The 20,240-nt window shown below is 54.0% G+C and carries 19 protein-coding genes; 14 read left to right on the forward strand and 5 right to left on the reverse strand.

The window, feature by feature from the left end:
- The first annotated feature begins 74 nt into the window (after positions 1 to 74).
- From sgrT to ACQG1K_RS03485, 3 genes are all read left to right on the forward strand, one after another.
- On the forward strand, positions 75 to 227 hold the full coding sequence (gene sgrT / locus ACQG1K_RS03475; RefSeq protein WP_003856388.1) for a glucose uptake inhibitor SgrT: 153 nt from the start codon (positions 75 to 77) through the stop codon (positions 225 to 227).
- Between the two features lie 120 nt (positions 228 to 347).
- Positions 348 to 1,526: a sugar efflux transporter gene (locus tag ACQG1K_RS03480; protein WP_022647031.1), complete on the forward strand. Its 1,179-nt coding sequence runs from the start codon at positions 348 to 350 to the stop codon at positions 1,524 to 1,526.
- Between the two features lie 216 nt (positions 1,527 to 1,742).
- On the forward strand, positions 1,743 to 1,895 hold the full coding sequence (locus ACQG1K_RS03485; protein WP_010427008.1) for a Hok/Gef family protein: 153 nt from the start codon (positions 1,743 to 1,745) through the stop codon (positions 1,893 to 1,895).
- Positions 1,896 to 1,985: 90 nt separating this feature from the next.
- Here ACQG1K_RS03485 and leuD read toward each other — a convergent pair whose 3' ends face one another.
- The 5 genes from leuD to leuL all read right to left on the reverse strand — a co-directional run bounded on the left by leuD (position 1,986) and on the right by leuL (position 6,845).
- Positions 1,986 to 2,591, reverse strand: coding sequence for a 3-isopropylmalate dehydratase small subunit (leuD, locus tag ACQG1K_RS03490; RefSeq protein ID WP_063200370.1), 606 nt, complete (start codon positions 2,589 to 2,591; stop codon positions 1,986 to 1,988).
- A 10-nt stretch (positions 2,592 to 2,601) separates the two neighbouring features.
- Complete coding sequence (leuC, locus tag ACQG1K_RS03495; RefSeq protein ID WP_063200367.1) at positions 2,602 to 4,002, reverse strand: 3-isopropylmalate dehydratase large subunit; 1,401 nt, start codon at positions 4,000 to 4,002, stop codon at positions 2,602 to 2,604.
- 2 nt (positions 4,003 to 4,004) lie between these two features.
- Positions 4,005 to 5,096: a 3-isopropylmalate dehydrogenase gene (leuB, locus tag ACQG1K_RS03500; RefSeq protein WP_022647034.1), complete on the reverse strand. Its 1,092-nt coding sequence runs from the start codon at positions 5,094 to 5,096 to the stop codon at positions 4,005 to 4,007.
- Positions 5,096 to 6,667 carry a 2-isopropylmalate synthase gene (gene leuA / locus ACQG1K_RS03505; RefSeq protein WP_022647035.1) on the reverse strand — a complete coding sequence of 524 codons (1,572 nt, stop codon included), beginning with the start codon at positions 6,665 to 6,667 and terminating at the stop codon, positions 5,096 to 5,098. The genes leuB and leuA overlap by 1 nt, the downstream gene beginning before the upstream one ends.
- Positions 6,668 to 6,758: 91 nt before the next feature.
- Positions 6,759 to 6,845, reverse strand: a complete 87-nt coding sequence (gene leuL, locus ACQG1K_RS03510) for a leu operon leader peptide (RefSeq protein WP_057979999.1) — start codon at positions 6,843 to 6,845, stop codon at positions 6,759 to 6,761.
- A gap of 627 nt (positions 6,846 to 7,472) precedes the next feature.
- On the opposite strand from leuL, the gene leuO reads away from it, so the two are divergent.
- The 11 genes from leuO (at position 7,473) to mraY (ending at position 20,239) form a co-directional block, all read left to right on the forward strand.
- Positions 7,473 to 8,417: a transcriptional regulator LeuO gene (gene leuO, locus ACQG1K_RS03515; RefSeq protein WP_022647036.1), complete on the forward strand. Its 945-nt coding sequence runs from the start codon at positions 7,473 to 7,475 to the stop codon at positions 8,415 to 8,417.
- 376 nt (positions 8,418 to 8,793) lie between these two features.
- A complete protein-coding gene (gene ilvI / locus ACQG1K_RS03520; protein WP_045308063.1) occupies positions 8,794 to 10,518 on the forward strand; it encodes an acetolactate synthase 3 large subunit in 1,725 nt (574 codons plus the stop codon).
- 1 nt (position 10,519) lies between these two features.
- The gene (gene ilvN / locus ACQG1K_RS03525; protein ID WP_001252742.1) at positions 10,520 to 11,014 is read left to right on the forward strand and encodes an acetolactate synthase small subunit; all 495 of its coding nucleotides are present in this window, start codon (positions 10,520 to 10,522) and stop codon (positions 11,012 to 11,014) included.
- Between the two features lie 176 nt (positions 11,015 to 11,190).
- Complete coding sequence (gene cra / locus ACQG1K_RS03530) at positions 11,191 to 12,195, forward strand: catabolite repressor/activator (protein ID WP_003856369.1); 1,005 nt, start codon at positions 11,191 to 11,193, stop codon at positions 12,193 to 12,195.
- Positions 12,196 to 12,787: 592 nt separating this feature from the next.
- Positions 12,788 to 13,246, forward strand: a complete 459-nt coding sequence (gene mraZ, locus ACQG1K_RS03535; protein ID WP_014830641.1) for a division/cell wall cluster transcriptional repressor MraZ — start codon at positions 12,788 to 12,790, stop codon at positions 13,244 to 13,246.
- A 2-nt stretch (positions 13,247 to 13,248) separates the two neighbouring features.
- Complete coding sequence (gene rsmH / locus ACQG1K_RS03540) at positions 13,249 to 14,190, forward strand: 16S rRNA (cytosine(1402)-N(4))-methyltransferase RsmH (protein WP_003856366.1); 942 nt, start codon at positions 13,249 to 13,251, stop codon at positions 14,188 to 14,190.
- Positions 14,187 to 14,552: a cell division protein FtsL gene (ftsL, locus tag ACQG1K_RS03545; protein WP_003856363.1), complete on the forward strand. Its 366-nt coding sequence runs from the start codon at positions 14,187 to 14,189 to the stop codon at positions 14,550 to 14,552. Before rsmH ends, ftsL begins: the two co-directional genes overlap by 4 nt.
- A 15-nt stretch (positions 14,553 to 14,567) precedes the next feature.
- Positions 14,568 to 16,334 (forward strand): peptidoglycan glycosyltransferase FtsI, encoded by a 1,767-nt coding sequence (ftsI, locus tag ACQG1K_RS03550; protein WP_022647040.1) that lies wholly within the window; start codon positions 14,568 to 14,570, stop codon positions 16,332 to 16,334.
- The gene (murE, locus tag ACQG1K_RS03555) at positions 16,321 to 17,808 is read left to right on the forward strand and encodes a UDP-N-acetylmuramoyl-L-alanyl-D-glutamate--2,6-diaminopimelate ligase (protein WP_023305439.1); all 1,488 of its coding nucleotides are present in this window, start codon (positions 16,321 to 16,323) and stop codon (positions 17,806 to 17,808) included. The genes ftsI and murE overlap by 14 nt, the downstream gene beginning before the upstream one ends.
- Positions 17,805 to 19,163 carry a UDP-N-acetylmuramoyl-tripeptide--D-alanyl-D-alanine ligase gene (gene murF / locus ACQG1K_RS03560; RefSeq protein WP_105323011.1) on the forward strand — a complete coding sequence of 453 codons (1,359 nt, stop codon included), beginning with the start codon at positions 17,805 to 17,807 and terminating at the stop codon, positions 19,161 to 19,163. The genes murE and murF overlap by 4 nt, the downstream gene beginning before the upstream one ends.
- Entirely contained in the window at positions 19,157 to 20,239 is a 1,083-nt protein-coding gene (gene mraY, locus ACQG1K_RS03565; RefSeq protein WP_003856353.1) for a phospho-N-acetylmuramoyl-pentapeptide-transferase, read from the forward strand. Before murF ends, mraY begins: the two co-directional genes overlap by 7 nt.
- Position 20,240: the final 1 nt, after the last annotated feature.

The raw sequence follows: 20,240 nt of genomic DNA on the forward strand, positions 1-20,240 counted from the left end.
TGACAAAAAATCAGCAATTTATTAATCCCTATATTAAGCCAATAATCCTTATCGATGAAGCGAGGAGGTAAATTATGAAGAGGTCTACCGCACGTCAGTTTTATCAGCACTATTTTTCAGCGACAAAGGGAGTGTCCTGGCTGGCCCGCCAGTGCGCAGAGCAGCGGCTGAGAATACTGGAAGATCTGATGCAGTGGGACGTTACGAAACCGACCTCTTCTCGCTAACTCGCCTCGATCGTGTGTGACTGAGTATTGGTGCTAATCACCCGCCAGCAAAATGTTTTTGCTGGCTTTTTTCGTTTACTATTTCACCCAATTTCGATTCGCTTTCATAAGGACTTGCGCATGCTCTGGTTGATGACGATGGGGCGACGCCTGAACGGCGTGTACGCCGCTTTTATGCTGGTGGCCTTCATGATGGGCGTGGCCGGTGCGCTACAGGCGCCGACGCTGAGCCTGTTTCTCAGTCGTGAGGTTGGGGCGCAGCCATTTTGGGTAGGCCTGTTCTACACCGTCAACGCCATTGCCGGGATCCTCGTCAGCCTGTGGCTGGCGAAACGATCCGACAGCCAGGGCGATCGCCGCAAGCTGATCCTCTTTTGTTGCGCCATGGCCGTGGGCAACGCGTTGCTGTTTGCCTTTAATCGTCACTACCTGACGCTTATCACCTGTGGCGTGCTGTTGGCCTCTCTGGCGAACACCGCCATGCCGCAGCTCTTCGCCCTGGCCCGGGAGTACGCCGACAACTCGGCGCGGGAAGTGGTGATGTTCAGCTCGGTGATGCGTGCGCAGCTCTCTCTCGCATGGGTCATCGGCCCCCCGCTGGCGTTCATGCTGGCGCTGAACTACGGTTTCACCGTCATGTTCACCATCGCCGCGGGAATTTTTGCCATCAGCCTGGCGCTGATAGCCTTTGTGCTGCCATCGGTGGCGCGCGTAGAGCAGGTGACGGACAAGCCCATCACCCAGGTAAGCGGCTGGCAGGATAAAAACGTCCGCATGTTGTTTATCGCCTCCACGCTGATGTGGACCTGCAACACCATGTACATTATCGATATGCCGCTGTGGATCAGCAGCGATCTGGGACTGCCCGACAAGCTCGCGGGGATCCTGATGGGCACCGCTGCCGGGCTGGAGATCCCGGCGATGATTCTGGCGGGTTACTACGTAAAACGTTTCGGAAAGCGTCGGATGATGGTCGTCGCCGTGGCGGCTGGGGTGGTGTTCTACGCGGGGTTAATCCTTTTCCATTCGCGGGAAGCTTTGCTGGCGTTACAGCTATTTAACGCGGTATTTATCGGAATCGTTGCCGGGATCGGCATGCTCTGGTTCCAGGATTTAATGCCGGGGCGAGCAGGCTCCGCGACCACGCTGTTTACTAACAGTATCTCTACCGGCGTGATTCTGGCAGGGGTGATTCAGGGGGCGCTGTCGCAAAGCTATGGACATGCATCCGTGTACTGGGTGATCGCAGCGATTTCGGTCATCACGCTTGTGTTAACGTGCCGGGTTAAAGACGTTTGATTCTGGAAGGCGGCTTCACGAAATGAAACGATTTTCTGACAGGAGCAGAGAAGGCGCATAGAGTGCGTGACGGGTGCTTGAGGCTGTTTGCCTCAGGCTTTCGCAAGAGGCAAACAGTGGAGAGTCCCACATCAAAAAACTGATGGGGAGACAAACTTCACAACCAACATTGCGAGGTTAGTCTCTTCATTGCCGAAAAGCAATAAGGAGGCTGGAATGCCAAAACGTACTCTGCTGTTAGGTTTGTTTCTGATCTGTACGACGTTGTTGATCTTCACCTGGATGGTGCGCGACTCGCTGTGTGAGCTGCACTTCAGACAGGAGAAAACAGAGCTGGCGGCAGTGTTGGCTTACGAAGCAAAACGTTAGCGGTATTGGCGGGGTTTTTCCCCGCCTCTCCAGAGTGGTTACGCCTCAACGCACCCTTATCAATGGCCCGCGCCCTGCGGGCCATTGCCTTTAGCCCATAAACGCAGGCTGTTTTTTCTCGTAGGTGGAGATAGCCTCTTCGTGTTGCAGCGTCAGGCCAATGCTATCCAGACCGTTCAGCATGCAGTGGCGACGGAACGCATCAATGCTGAAGCTGTAGGACTTGTCACCGGCTTTCACCACTTCTGCTTCCAGATCCACTTCAAACGACATCCCCGGATTTGCCTGCACCAGCGCAAACAGTTCATCGACCTGTTCGTCACTCAGCGTCACCGGCAGCAGCTGGTTGTTGAAGCTGTTGCCGTAGAAGATATCCGCGAAGCTTGGGGCGATAACCACTTTAAAACCGTAGTCGGTCAATGCCCATGGCGCGTGTTCACGCGACGATCCGCAGCCAAAGTTTTCCCGCGCCAGCAAAATGGAGGCGCTTTTGTATTCCTGAAAGTTCAGGACGAATTCCGGGTTCGGCACTTCGCCTTTATCATCGAGGAAGCGCCAGTCGTTGAACAGATGCGCCCCAAAACCCGTGCGCGTCACTTTCTGCAAAAACTGTTTAGGAATGATCGCGTCAGTATCGACGTTAGCGGCGTCCAGCGGGACAACACGGCCCGTATGTTGGGTAAATTTCTCTGCCATGATTGTCTCCTTATTTCAGGCTGCGAATATCGGCGAAATGACCGGTGACTGCCGCAGCGGCGGCCATTGCCGGGCTGACCAGGTGGGTGCGCCCACCGCGGCCCTGACGGCCTTCAAAGTTACGGTTGCTGGTGGAGGCACAGCGCTCGCCCGGATTCAGGCGGTCGTTGTTCATCGCCAGACACATGGAGCAGCCGGGCAGGCGCCACTCGAAGCCTGCTTCGATAAAGATCTTATCCAGACCTTCCGCTTCCGCCTGGGCTTTCACCGGACCGGAGCCCGGCACAACCAGCGCCTGCACGCCCGGTGCCACTTTGCGGCCTTTTGCAATTTCTGCCGCAGCGCGTAAATCTTCGATACGGGAGTTAGTGCAGGAGCCGATGAACACTTTATCAATGCTCACGTCGGTCAGCGGTACGCCGGGTTTCAGCCCCATATAGGCCAGCGCCTTTTCCGCACTCGCGCGCTCGACCGGATCGGCGAAGGAAGCCGGGTCAGGAATGCTGTCGTTGACGGAAATGACCTGGCCCGGGTTGGTGCCCCAGGTGACTTGCGGGGCGATCTCTTCCGCCTGCAACGTCACAACGGTATCAAAAATTGCCCCCTCGTCCGTTTTCAGGGTTTTCCAGTACGCTACCGCGTCGTCAAAATACTGTCCTTTCGGCGCATGAAGACGCCCCTTCACATAGTTGAAGGTGGTGTCGTCTGGGGCCACCAGGCCTGCTTTGGCACCCATCTCAATGGCCATGTTGCACAGGGTCATACGACCTTCCATGCTCAGCGCCTGAATAGCGTCGCCGCAGAACTCAACGACGTGACCGGTACCGCCTGCACTGCCGGTTTTGCCGATAATCGCCAGCACGATATCTTTCGCGGTGATACCCGGCGCGGCTTTCCCCTTCACTTCAATCTTCATGGTTTTGGCGCGGCCCTGCTTCAGGGTCTGCGTCGCCAGAACGTGTTCCACTTCAGAGGTGCCAATCCCGAACGCCAGGGCGCCAAATGCGCCGTGCGTCGCGGTGTGGGAGTCGCCGCAGACAATGGTCATGCCCGGCAGGGTAATACCCTGTTCAGGCCCCATTACGTGGACGATGCCCTGATAGGGGTGGTTCAGATCGTACAGCTCCACGCCAAACTCGTTACAGTTCTTAATCAGCTCCTGCATCTGGATACGCGCCATCTCGCCAGATGCATTAATGTCTTTGGTCTGGGTGGAAACGTTGTGATCCATCGTGGCAAAGGTTTTACCCGGCTGACGCACCGGGCGCTTGTGCGCACGCAGGCCGTCAAATGCCTGAGGAGACGTCACTTCGTGTACCAGATGACGGTCGATGTACAACAGTGGGGTTTCGTCTGGCGTCTCGTAAACAACGTGCGCATCAAACAACTTCTCATATAACGTCTTAGCCATGATTACACCCCTTCAGCGACATAGCGGGCAATGATGTCGCCCATTTCATCGGTACTGACTGCCGCCGTGCCGCGTGCTAAATCACCGGTACGGACGCCTTCTTCTAACGCCCGGTTAATGGCGTTTTCAATTGCGGTTGCTGCATCGCCTGCATCCAGGCTGTAGCGCAGCAGCAGAGCCAGGGAGAGGATCTGCGCAATCGGGTTGGCGATGTTTTTGCCTGCGATATCCGGCGCGGAGCCCCCCGCCGGTTCGTACAGGCCAAAGCCTTCTTCGTTCAGGCTGGCGGAGGGCAGCATTCCCATGGAGCCAGTGATCATGGCGCATTCATCCGAGAGAATATCGCCGAACAGGTTGGAGCACAGCAACACGTCAAACTGAGACGGATCTTTGATCAGCTGCATCGTTGCGTTGTCGATATACATATGCGACAGCGCAACGTCCGGGTACTGCTTAGCGACTTCACTGACGATTTCGCGCCACAAAATGGAAGACTGGAGCACGTTCGCTTTATCAATAGAGGTCACTTTACGGCGGCGTTTGCGCGCTGACTCAAACGCGATATGAGCGATACGTTCAATTTCAAAACGGTGATAGACCTCGGTATCAAACGCTTTCTCATGCTGACCGCTGCCTTCGCGACCTTTTGGCTGACCGAAGTAGATGCCGCCGGTCAGCTCACGCACGCAGAGAATGTCGAAACCGTTGGCCGCGATATCCGCGCGCAGCGGGCAGAACTCTTCCAGCCCCGGGTACAGCTTCGCCGGACGCAGGTTGCTGAACAGTTTGAAATGTTTACGCAGCGGCAGCAGCGCACCGCGCTCCGGCTGCTCTGCTGGCGGCAAATGTTCCCACTTAGGGCCGCCCACGGAGCCAAACAGCACGGCATCGGCATTTTCACAGCCTTCCACAGTGGCTTTCGGCAATGGCGTACCGTGGTTATCAATTGCAATACCGCCCACATCGTAGTGGCTGGTGGTAATTTTCATCGCAAAACGCGAACGAACGGCTTCCAGTACTTTCAGCGCCTGTGCCATCACTTCCGGGCCAATACCGTCACCCGGCAACACAGCAATATGGTAATTCTTCGACATCACACGGTTTCCTTGTTGTTCTCTTTATTCTGAGCTTTGCGTTGCAACTCTTTTTCGACTTCGGCGGCGCGCCAGATGTTGTTCAGGACATGCACCATCGCTTTCGCGGAGGATTCGACGATATCTGTCGCCAGACCCACACCGTGGAAGCGGCGACCGTTATAATTGACGACGATATCCACCTGACCCAGGGCGTCTTTACCGTGCCCTTTAGCCGTCAGGTCGTATTTCACCAGCTCTACGTCGTACTCAGTGACGCGGTTAATCGCCTGGTAAATGGCATCCACAGGGCCGTTGCCGTTGGCGGCTTCCGCTTTAATTTCATCCCCGCAGGCCAGCTTAACGGAGGCGGTGGCGATGTCGCTTGAGCCGGACTGGACGTTGAAGTAGTCCAGACGGAAGTGCTCTGGCTCTTCCTGCTGTTTGTTGATGAATGCCAGCGCTTCCAGATCGTAATCGAACACCTGGCCCTTCTTGTCCGCCAGCTTCAGGAAGGCGTCGTACAGCTGATCCATGTTGTAATCGCTGTCCTTGTAGCCCATCTCTTCCATACGGTGCTTCACTGCCGCGCGACCAGAGCGTGAGGTCAGGTTCAACTGAACCTGGTTCAGACCGATGGATTCCGGAGTCATGATTTCGTAGTTTTCACGGTTCTTCAGCACGCCATCCTGGTGAATACCGGAAGAGTGAGCGAACGCGCCCGTACCGACAATCGCTTTGTTGGCCGGGATCGGCATGTTGCAAATCTGGCTGACGGTCTGGCTGGTGCGCCAGATTTCGTTGTGATTGATGCGTGTGTGCACGTCCATGATGTCTTTGCGCACTTTGATCGCCATGATCACTTCTTCCAGCGAACAGTTGCCTGCGCGTTCGCCGATGCCGTTCATCGCGCCTTCTACCTGACGCGCGCCGGCGTGCACCGCTGCGATAGCATTGCCAACGGCCAGACCCAGGTCATCGTGGGTGTGTACAGAGATAATGGCTTTATCAATATTTGGTACGCGGTCATACAGACCAGTAATGATGTTGGCAAACTCAAACGGCATGGTGTAGCCGACGGTATCCGGGATGTTGATGGTTCTGGCTCCGGCATTAATAGCGGCTTCCACTACACGGGCCAAATCGTCAATCGGCGTGCGGCCTGCATCTTCACAGGAAAATTCCACGTCGTCAGTGTAGTTACGCGCCCGTTTAACCATATACACCGCACGTTCGATCACTTCATCCAGCGTGCTGCGCAACTTGGTTGCAATGTGCATGGGGGAGGTGGCAATAAAAGTATGGATACGGAATGCTTCTGCAACTTTCAGGGATTCCGCGGCCACATCGATATCTTTCTCAACGCAGCGAGCCAGAGCGCACACGCGGCTGTTTTTGATGGTGCGGGCGATGGTCTGCACTGACTCAAAATCACCCGGCGAGGAGACAGGAAAACCGACCTCCATTACGTCTACACCCATGCGTTCCAGGGCCAGCGCAATTTGCAGTTTTTCTTTAACACTCAGGCTCGCCTGTAATGCCTGTTCACCGTCACGTAAAGTAGTATCGAAAATAACGACTTGCTGGCTCATGGGTTAGGTCCTTGTCAGTCTTAGGGCGCCTTGCTACGAGCATAAAAAAACCCGCGCAGTGGCGCGGGTTTTTAGTTTTACTGAAGACGATTCAACGCTGAATTTCGCCCGCCAGTCTACCGCGCACAGTGGATGCGTTTAGTAGTAGTAGACCGGTGAAACGAAGGGTGCGAATCATGAATCCTGCTCCAGGTGAATGCGATATGCTTTTAGTGGTACTGGATACGCCGACTCATGTCAACCCCTCCCCGACAAAACGGGGACCCAACGCAGGGAGAATACATTAGCTAATTGTGCTGGTTTTTGCGTGGCTAACCGATTTTATTGTCTATTATTGGACTGGGGATTCATCTCTGGAATAATTTGAATATAATTGGTAGCAATTGAACATACTATTTTCATCAACATGCTATGAAATGGAATGTGTTTCATATCATTGATTTATAGACTTCATGAATGATTTACGGGTAAGTAAGTTATCAAAATTGATATCAATTTGTTAATGAATATGCGTTGTATACTATTAATAGTTTAATAACGCTTAAGTCATTATTAATGAGAGCGTTGATTGTGTATTTGTCTGGTTTATGGTTTCATGCTCACAATAAAGTTTGAGATATCTTTTGAACGATTTTTAACTCTTCATCTATGGGGTGCGTAAAGCCGCTCGGTGAATGGGGCTCTTTATATATTCCGAATTTTAAATAATTTCCTTTCGCTTGTTGTATATGCATGGTAAATCATATTTTTCGAAGTTATTACTGTACCTGGGCAAAGGGAATTTAGCGTGACGGTGGAGTCAGAAATGCCAGAAAATAATATTAACCAACCACAGACTTATGATGGGGTTAAGCCTCAGTTACGCACAGTGGATCTTAACTTGTTAACTGTATTCGATGCAGTGATGCAGGAGCAGAATATTACGCGAGCAGCGCAATCTCTGGGAATGTCTCAGCCTGCCGTGAGTAATGCCGTAGCCAGACTTAAGGTGATGTTTAACGACGAGTTATTCGTTCGTTATGGGAGGGGAATTCAGCCCACAGCGCGTGCATTCCAGCTATTCGGTTCGATTCGTCAGGCGCTACAGCTGGTTCAAAATGAACTTCCCGGTTCGGGCTTTGAACCCTTAAGCAGTGAGCGGGTTTTCCATCTCTGTGTTTGCAGTCCGTTAGATAATTATTTGACGTCTGTTATATATAATAAAGTTGAACAGATCGCCCCAAATATTCATCTCGTTTTTAAATCATCATTAAATCAAAACACTGAACACCAGCTTCGTTATCAGGAAACAGAGTTTGTTCTGGGATACGAAGAGTTCCGCCGTCCAGAGTTTGCCTGTGTTCCGTTGTTCAAAGACGAAATGGTGTTAGTCGCCAGTAAAAAACATCCCCGTATGAATTCGCCGCTGCGTGAAAGCGATGTTTACAGTGAGCAACACGCCGTTGTTGCTCTTGACAGATATGCCTCATTCAGTCAGCCGTGGTATGACACCGCCGATAAACAAGCCAGCGTGGCTTATCAGGGAATGGCCATGGTCAGTGTATTAAATGTCGTTTCTCAGACGCAGTTAGTCGCTATTGCGCCGCGCTGGCTTGCTGAAGAGTTCTCCGATTCACTTAATCTGCAAATTTTACCTCTGCCGCTCAAGCTTAATAGCCGGACCTGTTATCTTTCCTGGCATGAGGCTGCGGGTCGGGATAAAGGGCATCAGTGGATGGAAGAGCTGCTGATCAATATTTGCCGTCGCTAGGTTCTGGTGAATAAACCGCATGGCGTCATGCGGTTTATTCTGCGGTTTTTAAAACTGGCGATATTTTGTGCTGCGTTAATTTTTTCAGTTACTTATGCATGCTCAAAAATAGATGATTTCCTGATCCATCCTCTTTTTAAGAGATGAATTATTATTGTCTCCACTCATACCAGACGAATTCACCATATTCATGTCTGTCAGCTGTTTTTTCTGCTTTTATTGCTCATTCCCGCATCCCGTTTGCTAATTGCCTGCCTCATAACGAGCGGTTAAGGTATCCATCACTCTGCACATTATAAGATGGGTTTACCCTGTCAGAAGACGGCGCGGAAATGAATTCTGTAGACCGTCTATAACAAAAGCCTGGAGGCAAAGCATGGAGATGTTGTCTGGCGCGGAAATGGTCGTCCGATCGCTTATCGATCAGGGCGTGAAACAAGTGTTCGGCTATCCCGGAGGCGCGGTTCTCGATATTTATGACGCGCTGCACACGGTAGGCGGTATTGATCATGTTCTGGTTCGTCATGAACAGGCTGCTGTGCATATGGCTGACGGCCTGGCCCGCGCCACGGGCGAAGTGGGTGTTGTGCTGGTCACTTCCGGGCCGGGGGCGACCAATGCCATTACCGGCATAGCGACTGCGTATATGGACTCTATTCCACTGGTCATTCTTTCCGGACAGGTGGCGACGTCGCTGATTGGCTATGATGCGTTTCAGGAGTGCGACATGGTGGGGATCTCACGCCCCGTGGTGAAGCACAGCTTTCTGGTCAAACAAACTGAAGATATCCCGGGCGTACTGAAAAAAGCCTTCTGGCTGGCCGCCAGCGGTCGTCCTGGGCCAGTGGTTGTCGATCTGCCAAAAGATATTCTCAATCCGGGGAATAAACTGCCTTACCTTTGGCCTGAGTCGGTGAGCATGCGTTCGTATAATCCGACCACGCAAGGGCACAAAGGACAGATTAAACGTGCGCTTCAAACGCTGCTGTCTGCGAAAAAACCGGTGGTCTATGTGGGGGGCGGCGCCGTCAATGCAGCCTGCGAAACGCAACTACGCGAACTGATCGAGAAGCTTAATCTTCCTGTCGCGTCATCACTGATGGGGCTGGGGGCGTTCCCTGCCACGCATCGGCAGGCGCTGGGCATGCTGGGTATGCACGGCACCTACGAAGCCAATATGACGATGCACAATTCTGACGTGATTTTTGCCGTCGGCGTGCGTTTTGACGATCGCACCACGAACAACCTGGCGAAATACTGCCCGAATGCGACGGTGCTGCACATTGATATCGATCCTACTTCTATCTCTAAAACGGTGCCGGCGGATGTGCCGATCGTGGGAGACGCACGACAGGTGCTGGATCAAATGTTGGATCTGCTGGCGCAGGAGACCGCCTCTCAACCGCTGGACGAGATCCGCGACTGGTGGCAACAAATCGAGCAATGGCGTGGCCGTCAGTGCCTTAAATACGACACGCAAAGTGAGAACATCAAACCGCAGGCGGTGATCGAGACGATCTGGCGTCTGACCAATGGCGATGCGTATGTCACTTCTGACGTGGGCCAGCATCAGATGTTTGCTGCGCTGTATTACCCGTTTGATAAACCGCGTCGCTGGATCAACTCAGGCGGGCTCGGCACGATGGGCTTTGGTTTGCCCGCCGCGCTGGGGGTAAAGCTGGCGTTGCCAAACGAAACGGTTATTTGCGTAACGGGTGACGGCAGTATACAGATGAATATTCAGGAACTTTCCACTGCGCTGCAATATGAACTGCCAGTGCTGGTGCTGAACCTGAATAACGGTTACCTCGGCATGGTAAAACAGTGGCAGGATATGATTTATTCGGGCCGTCACTCCCAGTCCTATATGAAATCACTTCCGGACTTTGTCCGTCTGGCTGAAGCCTATGGTCATATTGGCATGCGGGTAACCGATCCGTCAGAGCTGGAAGCGAAGCTCGGCGAAGCGCTTGAGCACGTTAAAAACAATCGCCTTGTCTTCATGGACGTTATCGTCGATGGCACAGAGCACGTTTATCCGATGCATATTCGTGGCGGTGGTATGGATGAAATGTGGTTAAGCAAAACGGAGAGAACCTGATATGCGCCGGATATTATCTGTATTACTGGAAAATGAGTCGGGCGCACTGTCGCGGGTTATCGGGCTCTTTGCCCAGCGCGGCTATAACATTGAAAGCCTGACCGTGGCACCGACCGATGACCCTACGCTCTCGCGCATGACGATCCAGACTGTCGGCGATGCGAAAGTGCTTGAGCAGATCGAAAAGCAATTGCACAAGCTGGTGGACGTACTGCGCGTCAGCGAGCTGGGGCAGGGGGCTTACGTCGAACGTGAAGTGATGCTGGTGAAAATTCAGGCCAGCGGTTACGGCCGTGAAGAGGTCAAGCGCAACACGGATATTTTCCGTGGGCAGATTATTGACGTCACGCCTTCTATATATACTGTCCAGCTTGCCGGAACGAGCGATAAGCTGGACGCTTTCCTGGCCTCTGTCAGGGATGTGGCAAAAATTGTTGAAGTTGCGCGCTCTGGCGTTGTTGGCCTCTCGCGCGGCGATAAAATCATGCGTGAGTAGCGCAATAGGTTCGCCTCTTTCAGCCCGGTAGCCAAAGCCGGGCTTTTTTTTGCGTAATCCGCCGACAACGCAGACAAAAGCGGTTGCCGTGAAGGCTATTCTGCGTTTAGATGTTAAAATATTTAACCATAACCTTGACAGGGCCATGGACTCTTTTCTTTTTTTGAGGGGCAATTGTGAAACTGGATGAAATCGCCCGGCTCGCCGGCGTGTCGAGAACCACGGCCAGCTATGTGATTAACGGTAAAGCAAAGCAGTATCGTGTCAGCGATAAGACCGTTGAGAAAGTGATGGCAGTCGTTCGTGAGCATAATTACCATCCGAATGCTGTCGCCGCAGGTTTACGTGCCGGGCGCACCCGCTCTATTGGCCTGGTGATCCCGGACCTGGAAAACACCAGCTATACCCGCATCGCCAACTATCTGGAACGTCAGGCTCGTCAGCGGGGCTATCAGCTGTTGATTGCCTGCTCCGAGGATCAGCCCGACAACGAGATGCGCTGCATTGAGCATCTGCTGCAACGTCAGGTTGATGCCATCATCGTGTCGACCTCTTTACCACCCGAGCATCCGTTCTATCAGCGCTGGGCGAACGATCCGTTCCCGATAGTGGCGCTGGATCGTGCGCTCGATCGTGAACATTTCACCAGCGTCGTGGGTGCCGATCAGGACGATGCAGAAATGCTGGCTGCCGAGCTGCGTACCTTCCCGGCTGAAACGGTGCTGTATCTTGGCGCTTTGCCTGAACTTTCGGTAAGCTTCCTGCGTGAACAAGGGTTCCGTACGGCATGGAAAGACGATCCGCGTGACGTTCATTATCTCTATGCCAACAGTTATGAGCGCGAAGCGGCTGCCCAGCTGTTCGAGAAATGGCTGGAAACGCACCCGATGCCGCAGGCGTTGTTTACCACCTCGTTTGCTCTGTTGCAGGGAGTGATGGACGTGACGTTACGTCGCGATGGCAAGCTGCCATCCGATCTGGCGATTGCTACCTTCGGTGATAACGAACTGCTCGACTTCCTGCAATGCCCAGTGCTGGCCGTGGCTCAGCGTCACCGCGACGTCGCCGAGCGCGTGCTGGAGATTGTTCTGGCAAGCCTGGATGAACCCCGCAAGCCGAAACCCGGGCTTACGCGTATCAAACGTAATCTCTATCGGCGTGGAATTTTGAGCCGCCATTAATATTTCCACAGGGGCGGTATAACTGCCCCCTTTTGCGGCGAATTTATTGCGATAAATAATTCCCGGATAAAAATTAGGATTTATCTCTAAGATTCATAGCCTGCTATTTTTCTGAATCCATTTTGGTGTTAAAAAGCACAATTATAAATTTTTGACTGACATTTCTTTGTATTGTTTTGTTACAAACAGGCGCCAGCCGATGAATATTCAGCCATTTTTCACTCTCCCTCCAGGCCTCAATGCACACGAACGAATCCATATTGCCTCGGGATTAAACTGGTGCTGTTATCCCCCGGCGATATGCCTTAAAATGCTGCCCGCGTCGCAAACTGACACTTTATATTTCCCTGCGATGATATTGAGTGAGTCTTAACGCTCGTGTGCATATTCGGTTTTTTTCTTACAAATATTCATAACGTTAATTTTGCCTCGCCAGTTGTTTAGTTATTAGCCAGGTCACTCTTGCTCTGTAAATAGGATGCTTTCGGGTCCGTACAGAGAGAGTCCTGGCTTGACAAGCTTTTCCCTCGCTCCGTAAACTCCTTCAGGTGGGAATTTGTGGGTTAAAGTGGTGAGGAGGGGTGAGGCTGGCATGTTCCGTGGAGCAACGTTAGTCAATCTCGACAGCAAAGGGCGTTTATCGGTACCAACCCGATACCGTGACCAGCTGATTGAGAACGCTTCGGGTCAACTGGTTTGCACCATTGACATCAACTCCCCCTGCCTGCTGCTTTATCCTTTGCCTGAATGGGAAATCATTGAGCAAAAGCTGTCGCGACTGTCGAGCATGAACCCGCAGGAACGCCGCGTACAGCGGTTGTTATTGGGACATGCCAGTGAATGTCAGATGGATAGCGCCGGGCGATTATTGATTGCGCCTGTGTTGCGGCAACATGCCGGTCTGACTAAAGAAGTGATGCTGGTCGGGCAGTTCAACAAGTTTGAACTGTGGGACGAAACGACCTGGTATCAACAGGTCAAGGAAGATATCGACGCTGAGCAGTCTGATTCCGCAACATTATCGGAACGGCTGCAGGACTTGTCTCTATAAATATGATGGAAAATTATAAACATACAACGGTGCTGCTGGATGAGGCCGTTAACGGCCTGAATATTCGTCCAGATGGCATCTATATTGATGGCACTTTTGGTCGCGGTGGCCACTCGCGTTTGATCCTCTCTCAGCTTGGAGCGGAAGGGCGCCTGCTGGCAATTGACCGCGATCCGCAGGCGATTGCCGTTGCGCAAACCATCGATGACCCTCGCTTTTCCATCGTGCATGGACCTTTCTCTGCGCTTGCGGATTATGTCGCCGAGCGCGGTCTGACCGGCAAAATCGACGGGATCCTCCTCGATCTTGGTGTCTCTTCACCACAGCTTGATGATGCAGAACGCGGCTTCTCCTTTATGCGCGACGGTCCGCTGGATATGCGTATGGACCCCACCCGCGGCCAGTCTGCCGCCGAGTGGTTACAAACTGCTGACGAAGCGGATATTGCCTGGGTGATCAAAACCTTCGGCGAAGAACGCTTTGGCAAACGTATTGCGCGCGCCATCGTGGAGCGCAACCGCGTTGAGCCAATGACCCGTACCAAAGAGCTGGCAGAAGTCATCGCGGCGGCAACGCCAGTGAAGGACAAGCACAAACATCCTGCGACCCGTACCTTCCAGGCGGTTCGTATCTGGGTAAACAGTGAACTGGAGGAAATAGAGCTGGCGCTAAAAAGCTCGCTCGACGTGCTGGCCCCGGGTGGGCGGTTATCCATCATCAGCTTCCATTCGCTGGAAGATCGCATCGTTAAGCGCTTTATGCGTGAACAGAGCCGCGGTCCGCAGGTTCCAGCTGGGCTGCCGATGACGGAAGAACAACTCAGAAAGCTGGGAGGCCGTCAGTTGCGAGCATTAGGCAAGTTGATGCCGGGCGAAGAAGAGGTGGCAGAGAATCCACGTGCCCGTAGTTCAGTGCTGCGTATTGCAGAGAGGACGAACGCATGATCAGCAGAGTGACAGAGACCCTAAGCAAAGTTAAGGGATCGTTAGGAAGCAACGAGCGCCATGCCTTGCCTGGCGTGATCGGTGACGATCTTTTGCGGTTTGGGAAGCTGCCACTCTGCTTGTTCATTTGCATCATTGTGACGGCAGTCATGGTGGTAACCACCGCTCACCATACCCGTTTATTAACTGCGCAGCGCGAACAGATGGTACTGGAACGCGATGCGCTGGATATTGAATGGCGAAATCTGATCCTTGAGGAAAACGCGCTCGGCGATCACAGCCGGGTTGAACGGATCGCAACGGAAAAACTGCAATTACAGCATGTCGATCCTTCGCAGGAAAATATCGTAGTACAAAAATAAGGGAAAACGCGACGCATGAAAGCAGCGGCAAAAACGCTAAAACCAAAACGCCAGGAAGAACAGGCCAACTTTATCAGTTGGCGTTTTGCGTTGCTTTGCGGCTGCATTTTACTGGCGCTGGGTTTCCTGCTGGGACGTGTGGCGTGGCTACAAATCATCGCGCCTGACATGCTGGTGCGTCAGGGGGATATGCGTTCTCTGCGCGTGCAGGAAGTTTCTACCTCTCGTGGGATGATCACCGACCGCTCCGGCCGCCCGCTGGCGGTGAGCGTACCGGTGAAGGCGATCTGGGCCGATCCTAAAGAGCTGCATGACGCAGGCGGGATCACCCTTGATAACCGCTGGAAGGCGCTCTCAGACGCGTTGAAAATGCCGCTGGATCAGCTGGCGTCACGCGTTAACGCCAACCCGAAAGGGCGCTTCATCTATCTTGCCCGTCAGGTGAACCCTGACATGGCTGATTACATTAAAAAACTTAAGCTGCCCGGCATTCATCTGCGGGAAGAATCCCGCCGTTATTATCCTTCCGGCGAAGTCACCGCGCACCTGATTGGCTTCACCAACGTGGATAGCCAGGGGATTGAAGGCGTTGAAAAAAGCTTCGACAAGTGGCTTACCGGCCAGCCTGGCGAGCGAATCGTGCGTAAAGACCGCTATGGTCGCGTCATTGAAGATATTTCCTCGACAGACAGCCAGGCCGCGCACAACCTGGCCCTGAGTATTGATGAGCGCTTGCAGGCGCTGGTCTATCGTGAGCTGAACAACGCCGTCGCGTTTAACAAGGCGGAATCGGGCAGTGCCGTGCTGGTGGATGTGGCGACAGGTGAAGTGCTGGCGATGGCCAGTAGTCCCTCATACAACCCGAATAATTTTGCCGGTACAGCAAAAGATGCGATGCGTAACCGCTCCATCACCGATGTGTTTGAACCCGGTTCAACCGTAAAACCTATGGTGGTGATGACGGCTCTACAGCGGGGCATCGTCAACGAAAATACCGTTCTGAATACGATCCCTTATCGAATTAACGGCCACGAAATAAAAGACGTGGCACGTTACAGCGAACTGACCCTGACCGGGGTCTTACAGAAGTCGAGTAACGTCGGTGTGTCAAAACTGGCGTTAGCGATGCCGTCCTCAGCGTTAGTAGATACTTACTCACGTTTTGGGCTGGGAAAGGCGACCAATTTGGGGTTGGTCGGAGAACGCAGTGGCTTATATCCTCAAAAACAACGGTGGTCTGACATAGAGAGGGCCACCTTCTCTTTCGGCTACGGGCTAATGGTAACTCCCTTACAGTTAGCGCGAGTCTACGCAACGATTGGCAGCTATGGCATTTATCGCCCGCTGTCGATCACCAAAGTTGATCCACCGGTACCGGGGGAACGTGTTTTCCCGGAATCTATCGTTCGTACCGTCGTACATATGATGGAAAGCGTCGCGCTGCCCGGTGGTGGTGGCGTGAAGGCCGCGATTAAGGGCTATCGTATCGCCATCAAAACCGGTACAGCGAAAAAAGTGGGGCCGGACGGCCGCTATATCAACAAATACATTGCCTATACCGCAGGCGTAGCGCCTGCAAGCAATCCGCGTTTTGCGCTGGTGGTCGTCATCAACGATCCGCAGGCGGGTAAATACTACGGCGGCGCCGTCTCCGCGCCTGTGTTCGGGGCTATTATGGGCGGCGTGTTGCGCACCATGAACATTGAACCGGATGCGCTGGCGACGGGCGAAAAAAGTGAATTTGTAATTAATCAAGGCGAGGGAACAGGTGGCAGATCGTAATTTGCGCGACCTTCTTGCTCCGTGGGTGCCTATGCTACCTGCGCGAGCACTGCGAGAGATGGTACTGGACAGCCGCGTAGCGGCTTCTGGCGATCTTTTTGTGGCAGTGGTAGGTCATCAGGCGGACGGGCGTCGTTATATCCCGCAGGCGATTGCGCAAGGTGTTGCTGCCATTATTGCTGAGGCCAAAGATGAGGCAACAGACGGTGAGATCCGTGAAATGCACGGCGTGCCGGTCATCTATCTCAGCCAGCTGAATGAGCGTCTCTCCGCGCTGGCAGGACGTTTTTACGACGAACCTTCCGACCAGTTAAAGCTTGTTGGCGTGACAGGAACCAACGGAAAAACCACCACCACTCAGTTGATGGCGCAATGGGCTCAGCTGCTGGGTGAAACCGGTGCCGTCATGGGCACGGTGGGGAACGGTATTCTGGGCAAAGTAAGCCCGACGGAAAACACTACAGGCTCGGCGGTTGACGTGCAGCGTGTGCTGGCAGGCCTTGCAGAGCAGGGGGCGACCTTCGCGGCGATGGAGGTCTCCTCCCATGGTCTGGTACAACATCGCGTGGCGGCACTGAAATTTGCCGCCTCTGTCTTTACAAACCTGAGCCGCGATCACCTTGATTATCATGGTGATATGGAGCACTACGAAGCGGCGAAATGGCTGCTTTATTCCACTCACCACCACGGGCAGGCGATCATTAACGCCGACGACGAAGTCGGTCGCCGCTGGCTGGAAAAACTGCCAGATGCGGTGGCGGTGTCGATGGAAGATCGCATTAATCCGAACTGTCGTGGCCGCTGGCTGAAGGCAGTCGAAGTGAACTACCACGATAGCGGGGCGACGATCCGCTTTGCTTCCACCTGGGGCGAAGGTGAAATTGAAAGCCGCCTGATGGGGGCTTTCAACGTCAGTAACCTGCTGCTGGCGCTGGCGACGCTGCTGGCGCTGGGTTACCCGATGGTAGATCTGCTGAAAACGTCTGAGCGTTTGCAACCGGTCTGTGGCCGCATGGAAGTGTTCAGTGCGCCGGGCAAGCCGACGGTGGTCGTGGATTACGCCCATACGCCGGATGCGCTGGAAAAAGCGCTGGAAGCGGCGCGTCTGCACTGCGCAGGCAAGCTCTGGTGCGTGTTTGGCTGCGGTGGCGATCGCGACAAGGGCAAACGTCCGCTGATGGGCGCCATCGCTGAGCAGTTCGCGGATATTCCCGTGGTGACCGATGACAACCCGCGTACCGAAGAGCCGAGGGCCATTATCAACGACATTCTGGCGGGCATGCTGGATGCGGGTCGTGCGCGCGTGGTCGAAGGCCGTGCGGAGGCCGTGACTAACGCCATTATGCAGGCGCAGGAGAACGATGTGGTTCTGCTGGCCGGTAAAGGTCATGAAGATTATCAGATCGTCGGCAATCGTCGTCTGGATTACTCCGACCGCGTGACGGCAGCGCGTCTGCTGGGAGTGGTGGCATGATTAGCATTACGTTAAGCCAGGCCGCTGCGGTATTGCAGGGGATGCTGCATGGTCAGGATCTGACCATCGAGGCTGTGACCACCGACACCCGTAAGGTGACGGTGGGCTGCCTGTTTGTGGCGCTGAAGGGTGAACGTTTTGACGCCCACGATTTTGCGCAACAGGCTAAAGATAACGGCGCGGGTGCGCTGCTGGTCAACCGTAAGCTCGATATCGATTTGCCGCAGATTGTGGTGAAAGATACGCGCCTGGCGTTTGGTGAGCTGGCGGCATGGGTTCGCCAGCAGGTGCCAACACGCGTCGTGGCGCTGACGGGCTCGTCGGGCAAAACCTCCGTTAAAGAGATGACGGCGGCGATCCTTAGCCAGTGCGGAAACACGCTTTATACGGCGGGCAACCTTAATAATGACATCGGTGTACCGATGACGCTGCTGCGCCTGACCCACGAGCATGAATATGCGGTGATTGAGTTAGGGGCTAACCATCAAGGCGAAATCGCCTGGACCGTGAGCCTGACGCGTCCGGAAGCGGCGCTGGTGAATAACCTGGCGGCGGCACATCTTGAAGGTTTTGGTTCGCTGGCCGGTGTGGCGAAAGCGAAAGGTGAAATTTATACCGGCCTGCCGGATGACGGCATCGCCATTATGAATGCCGATAACAATGACTGGCTGAACTGGCAGAGCATCATTGGTTCACGCAAAACCTGGCGCTTCTCCCCGAATGCGGCAAACAGTGATTTTTCGGCGACCAACATTCATGTGACGTCACACGGCACCGAGTTCACCCTCACGACCCCAACGGGCGACATCGACGTGCTGCTGCCTCTGCCGGGTCGTCATAACATCGCCAATGCGCTTGCTGCGGCAGCGCTCTCAATGGCGGTAGGGGCCTCACACGCTGCGATAAAAACTGGTCTGGCAAATTTAAAAGCCGTGCCGGGGCGTCTGTTCCCGATCCAGCTGGCTGAAAACAAACTCCTGCTGGATGACTCCTACAACGCTAATGTCGGCTCCATGACGGCGGCCGTGCAGGTCTTGTCTGAGATGCCGGGCTATCGCGTGATGGTTGTGGGCGATATGGCCGAGCTGGGTGATGAAAGCGAAGCCTGCCACGTACAGGTTGGCGAAGCGGCGAAAGCTGCCGGGCTTGACCGCGTACTGAGCGCAGGCACGCTGAGCAAGGCCATTTCCGATGCCAGTGAAGTTGGCGAACATTTTGCCGATAAATCTGCACTGATCGAACGCCTGAAGGCATTGATTACAGAAAAACAGATTGTGACTGTTTTAGTTAAAGGTTCACGTAGTGCCGCCATGGAAGAGGTTGTGCACGCATTACAGGAGAACGGGACATGTTAGTTTGGCTGGCCGAACATTTGGTCAAATATTATTCAGGCTTTAACGTCTTTTCCTATCTGACGTTTCGCGCCATCGTCAGCCTGCTGACTGCGCTGTTCATCTCGTTGTGGATGGGCCCGCGCATGATTGCCCGTCTGCAAAAACTCTCTTTCGGCCAGGTTGTACGCAACGATGGTCCGGAATCACACTTCAGCAAGCGCGGTACGCCGACCATGGGCGGGATCATGATCCTGACCGCGATTGTGGTGTCCGTTCTGCTGTGGGCTTATCCGTCTAACCCCTACGTCTGGTGCGTGCTGACTGTTCTGGTTGGCTACGGGATCATCGGTTTTGTTGATGACTACCGCAAAGTCGTGCGCAAAGACACCAAAGGTTTGATCGCGCGCTGGAAGTATTTCTGGATGTCGGTAATTGCGCTGGGTGTGGCCTTCGCGCTTTACCTGGCAGGAAAAGACACCCCGGCCACCGAGCTGGTGGTGCCGTTCTTCAAAGACGTGATGCCGCAGCTGGGGCTGTTCTACATTCTGCTGGCTTACTTTGTGATCGTCGGCACCGGCAACGCCGTCAACCTGACCGATGGTCTGGACGGCCTGGCCATCATGCCAACCGTGTTTGTCGCGGGCGGTTTCGCGCTGGTGGCGTGGGCGACCGGTAACATGAACTTTGCAAACTACCTGCACATCCCGTACCTGCGACACGCTGGTGAGCTGGTGATCGTCTGTACGGCGATTGTCGGCGCGGGGCTGGGCTTCCTGTGGTTCAACACCTATCCGGCGCAGGTCTTTATGGGCGACGTCGGTTCACTGGCACTGGGCGGCGCGCTGGGCATTATCGCCGTGCTGCTGCGTCAGGAGTTCCTGCTGGTGATTATGGGCGGTGTGTTTGTGGTTGAGACCCTGTCGGTGATTTTGCAGGTCGGTTCCTTCAAGCTGCGCGGCCAGCGCATCTTCCGTATGGCACCGATTCACCACCACTATGAACTGAAAGGCTGGCCGGAGCCGCGCGTCATTGTGCGCTTCTGGATTATTTCGCTGATGCTGGTGCTGATTGGCCTGGCAACGCTGAAGGTACGTTAAT

Origin of the sequence: Enterobacter cloacae complex sp. 402C9 (assembly GCF_050030745.1) — a bacterium.
Lineage (GTDB): Bacteria > Pseudomonadota > Gammaproteobacteria > Enterobacterales > Enterobacteriaceae > Enterobacter > Enterobacter intestinihominis.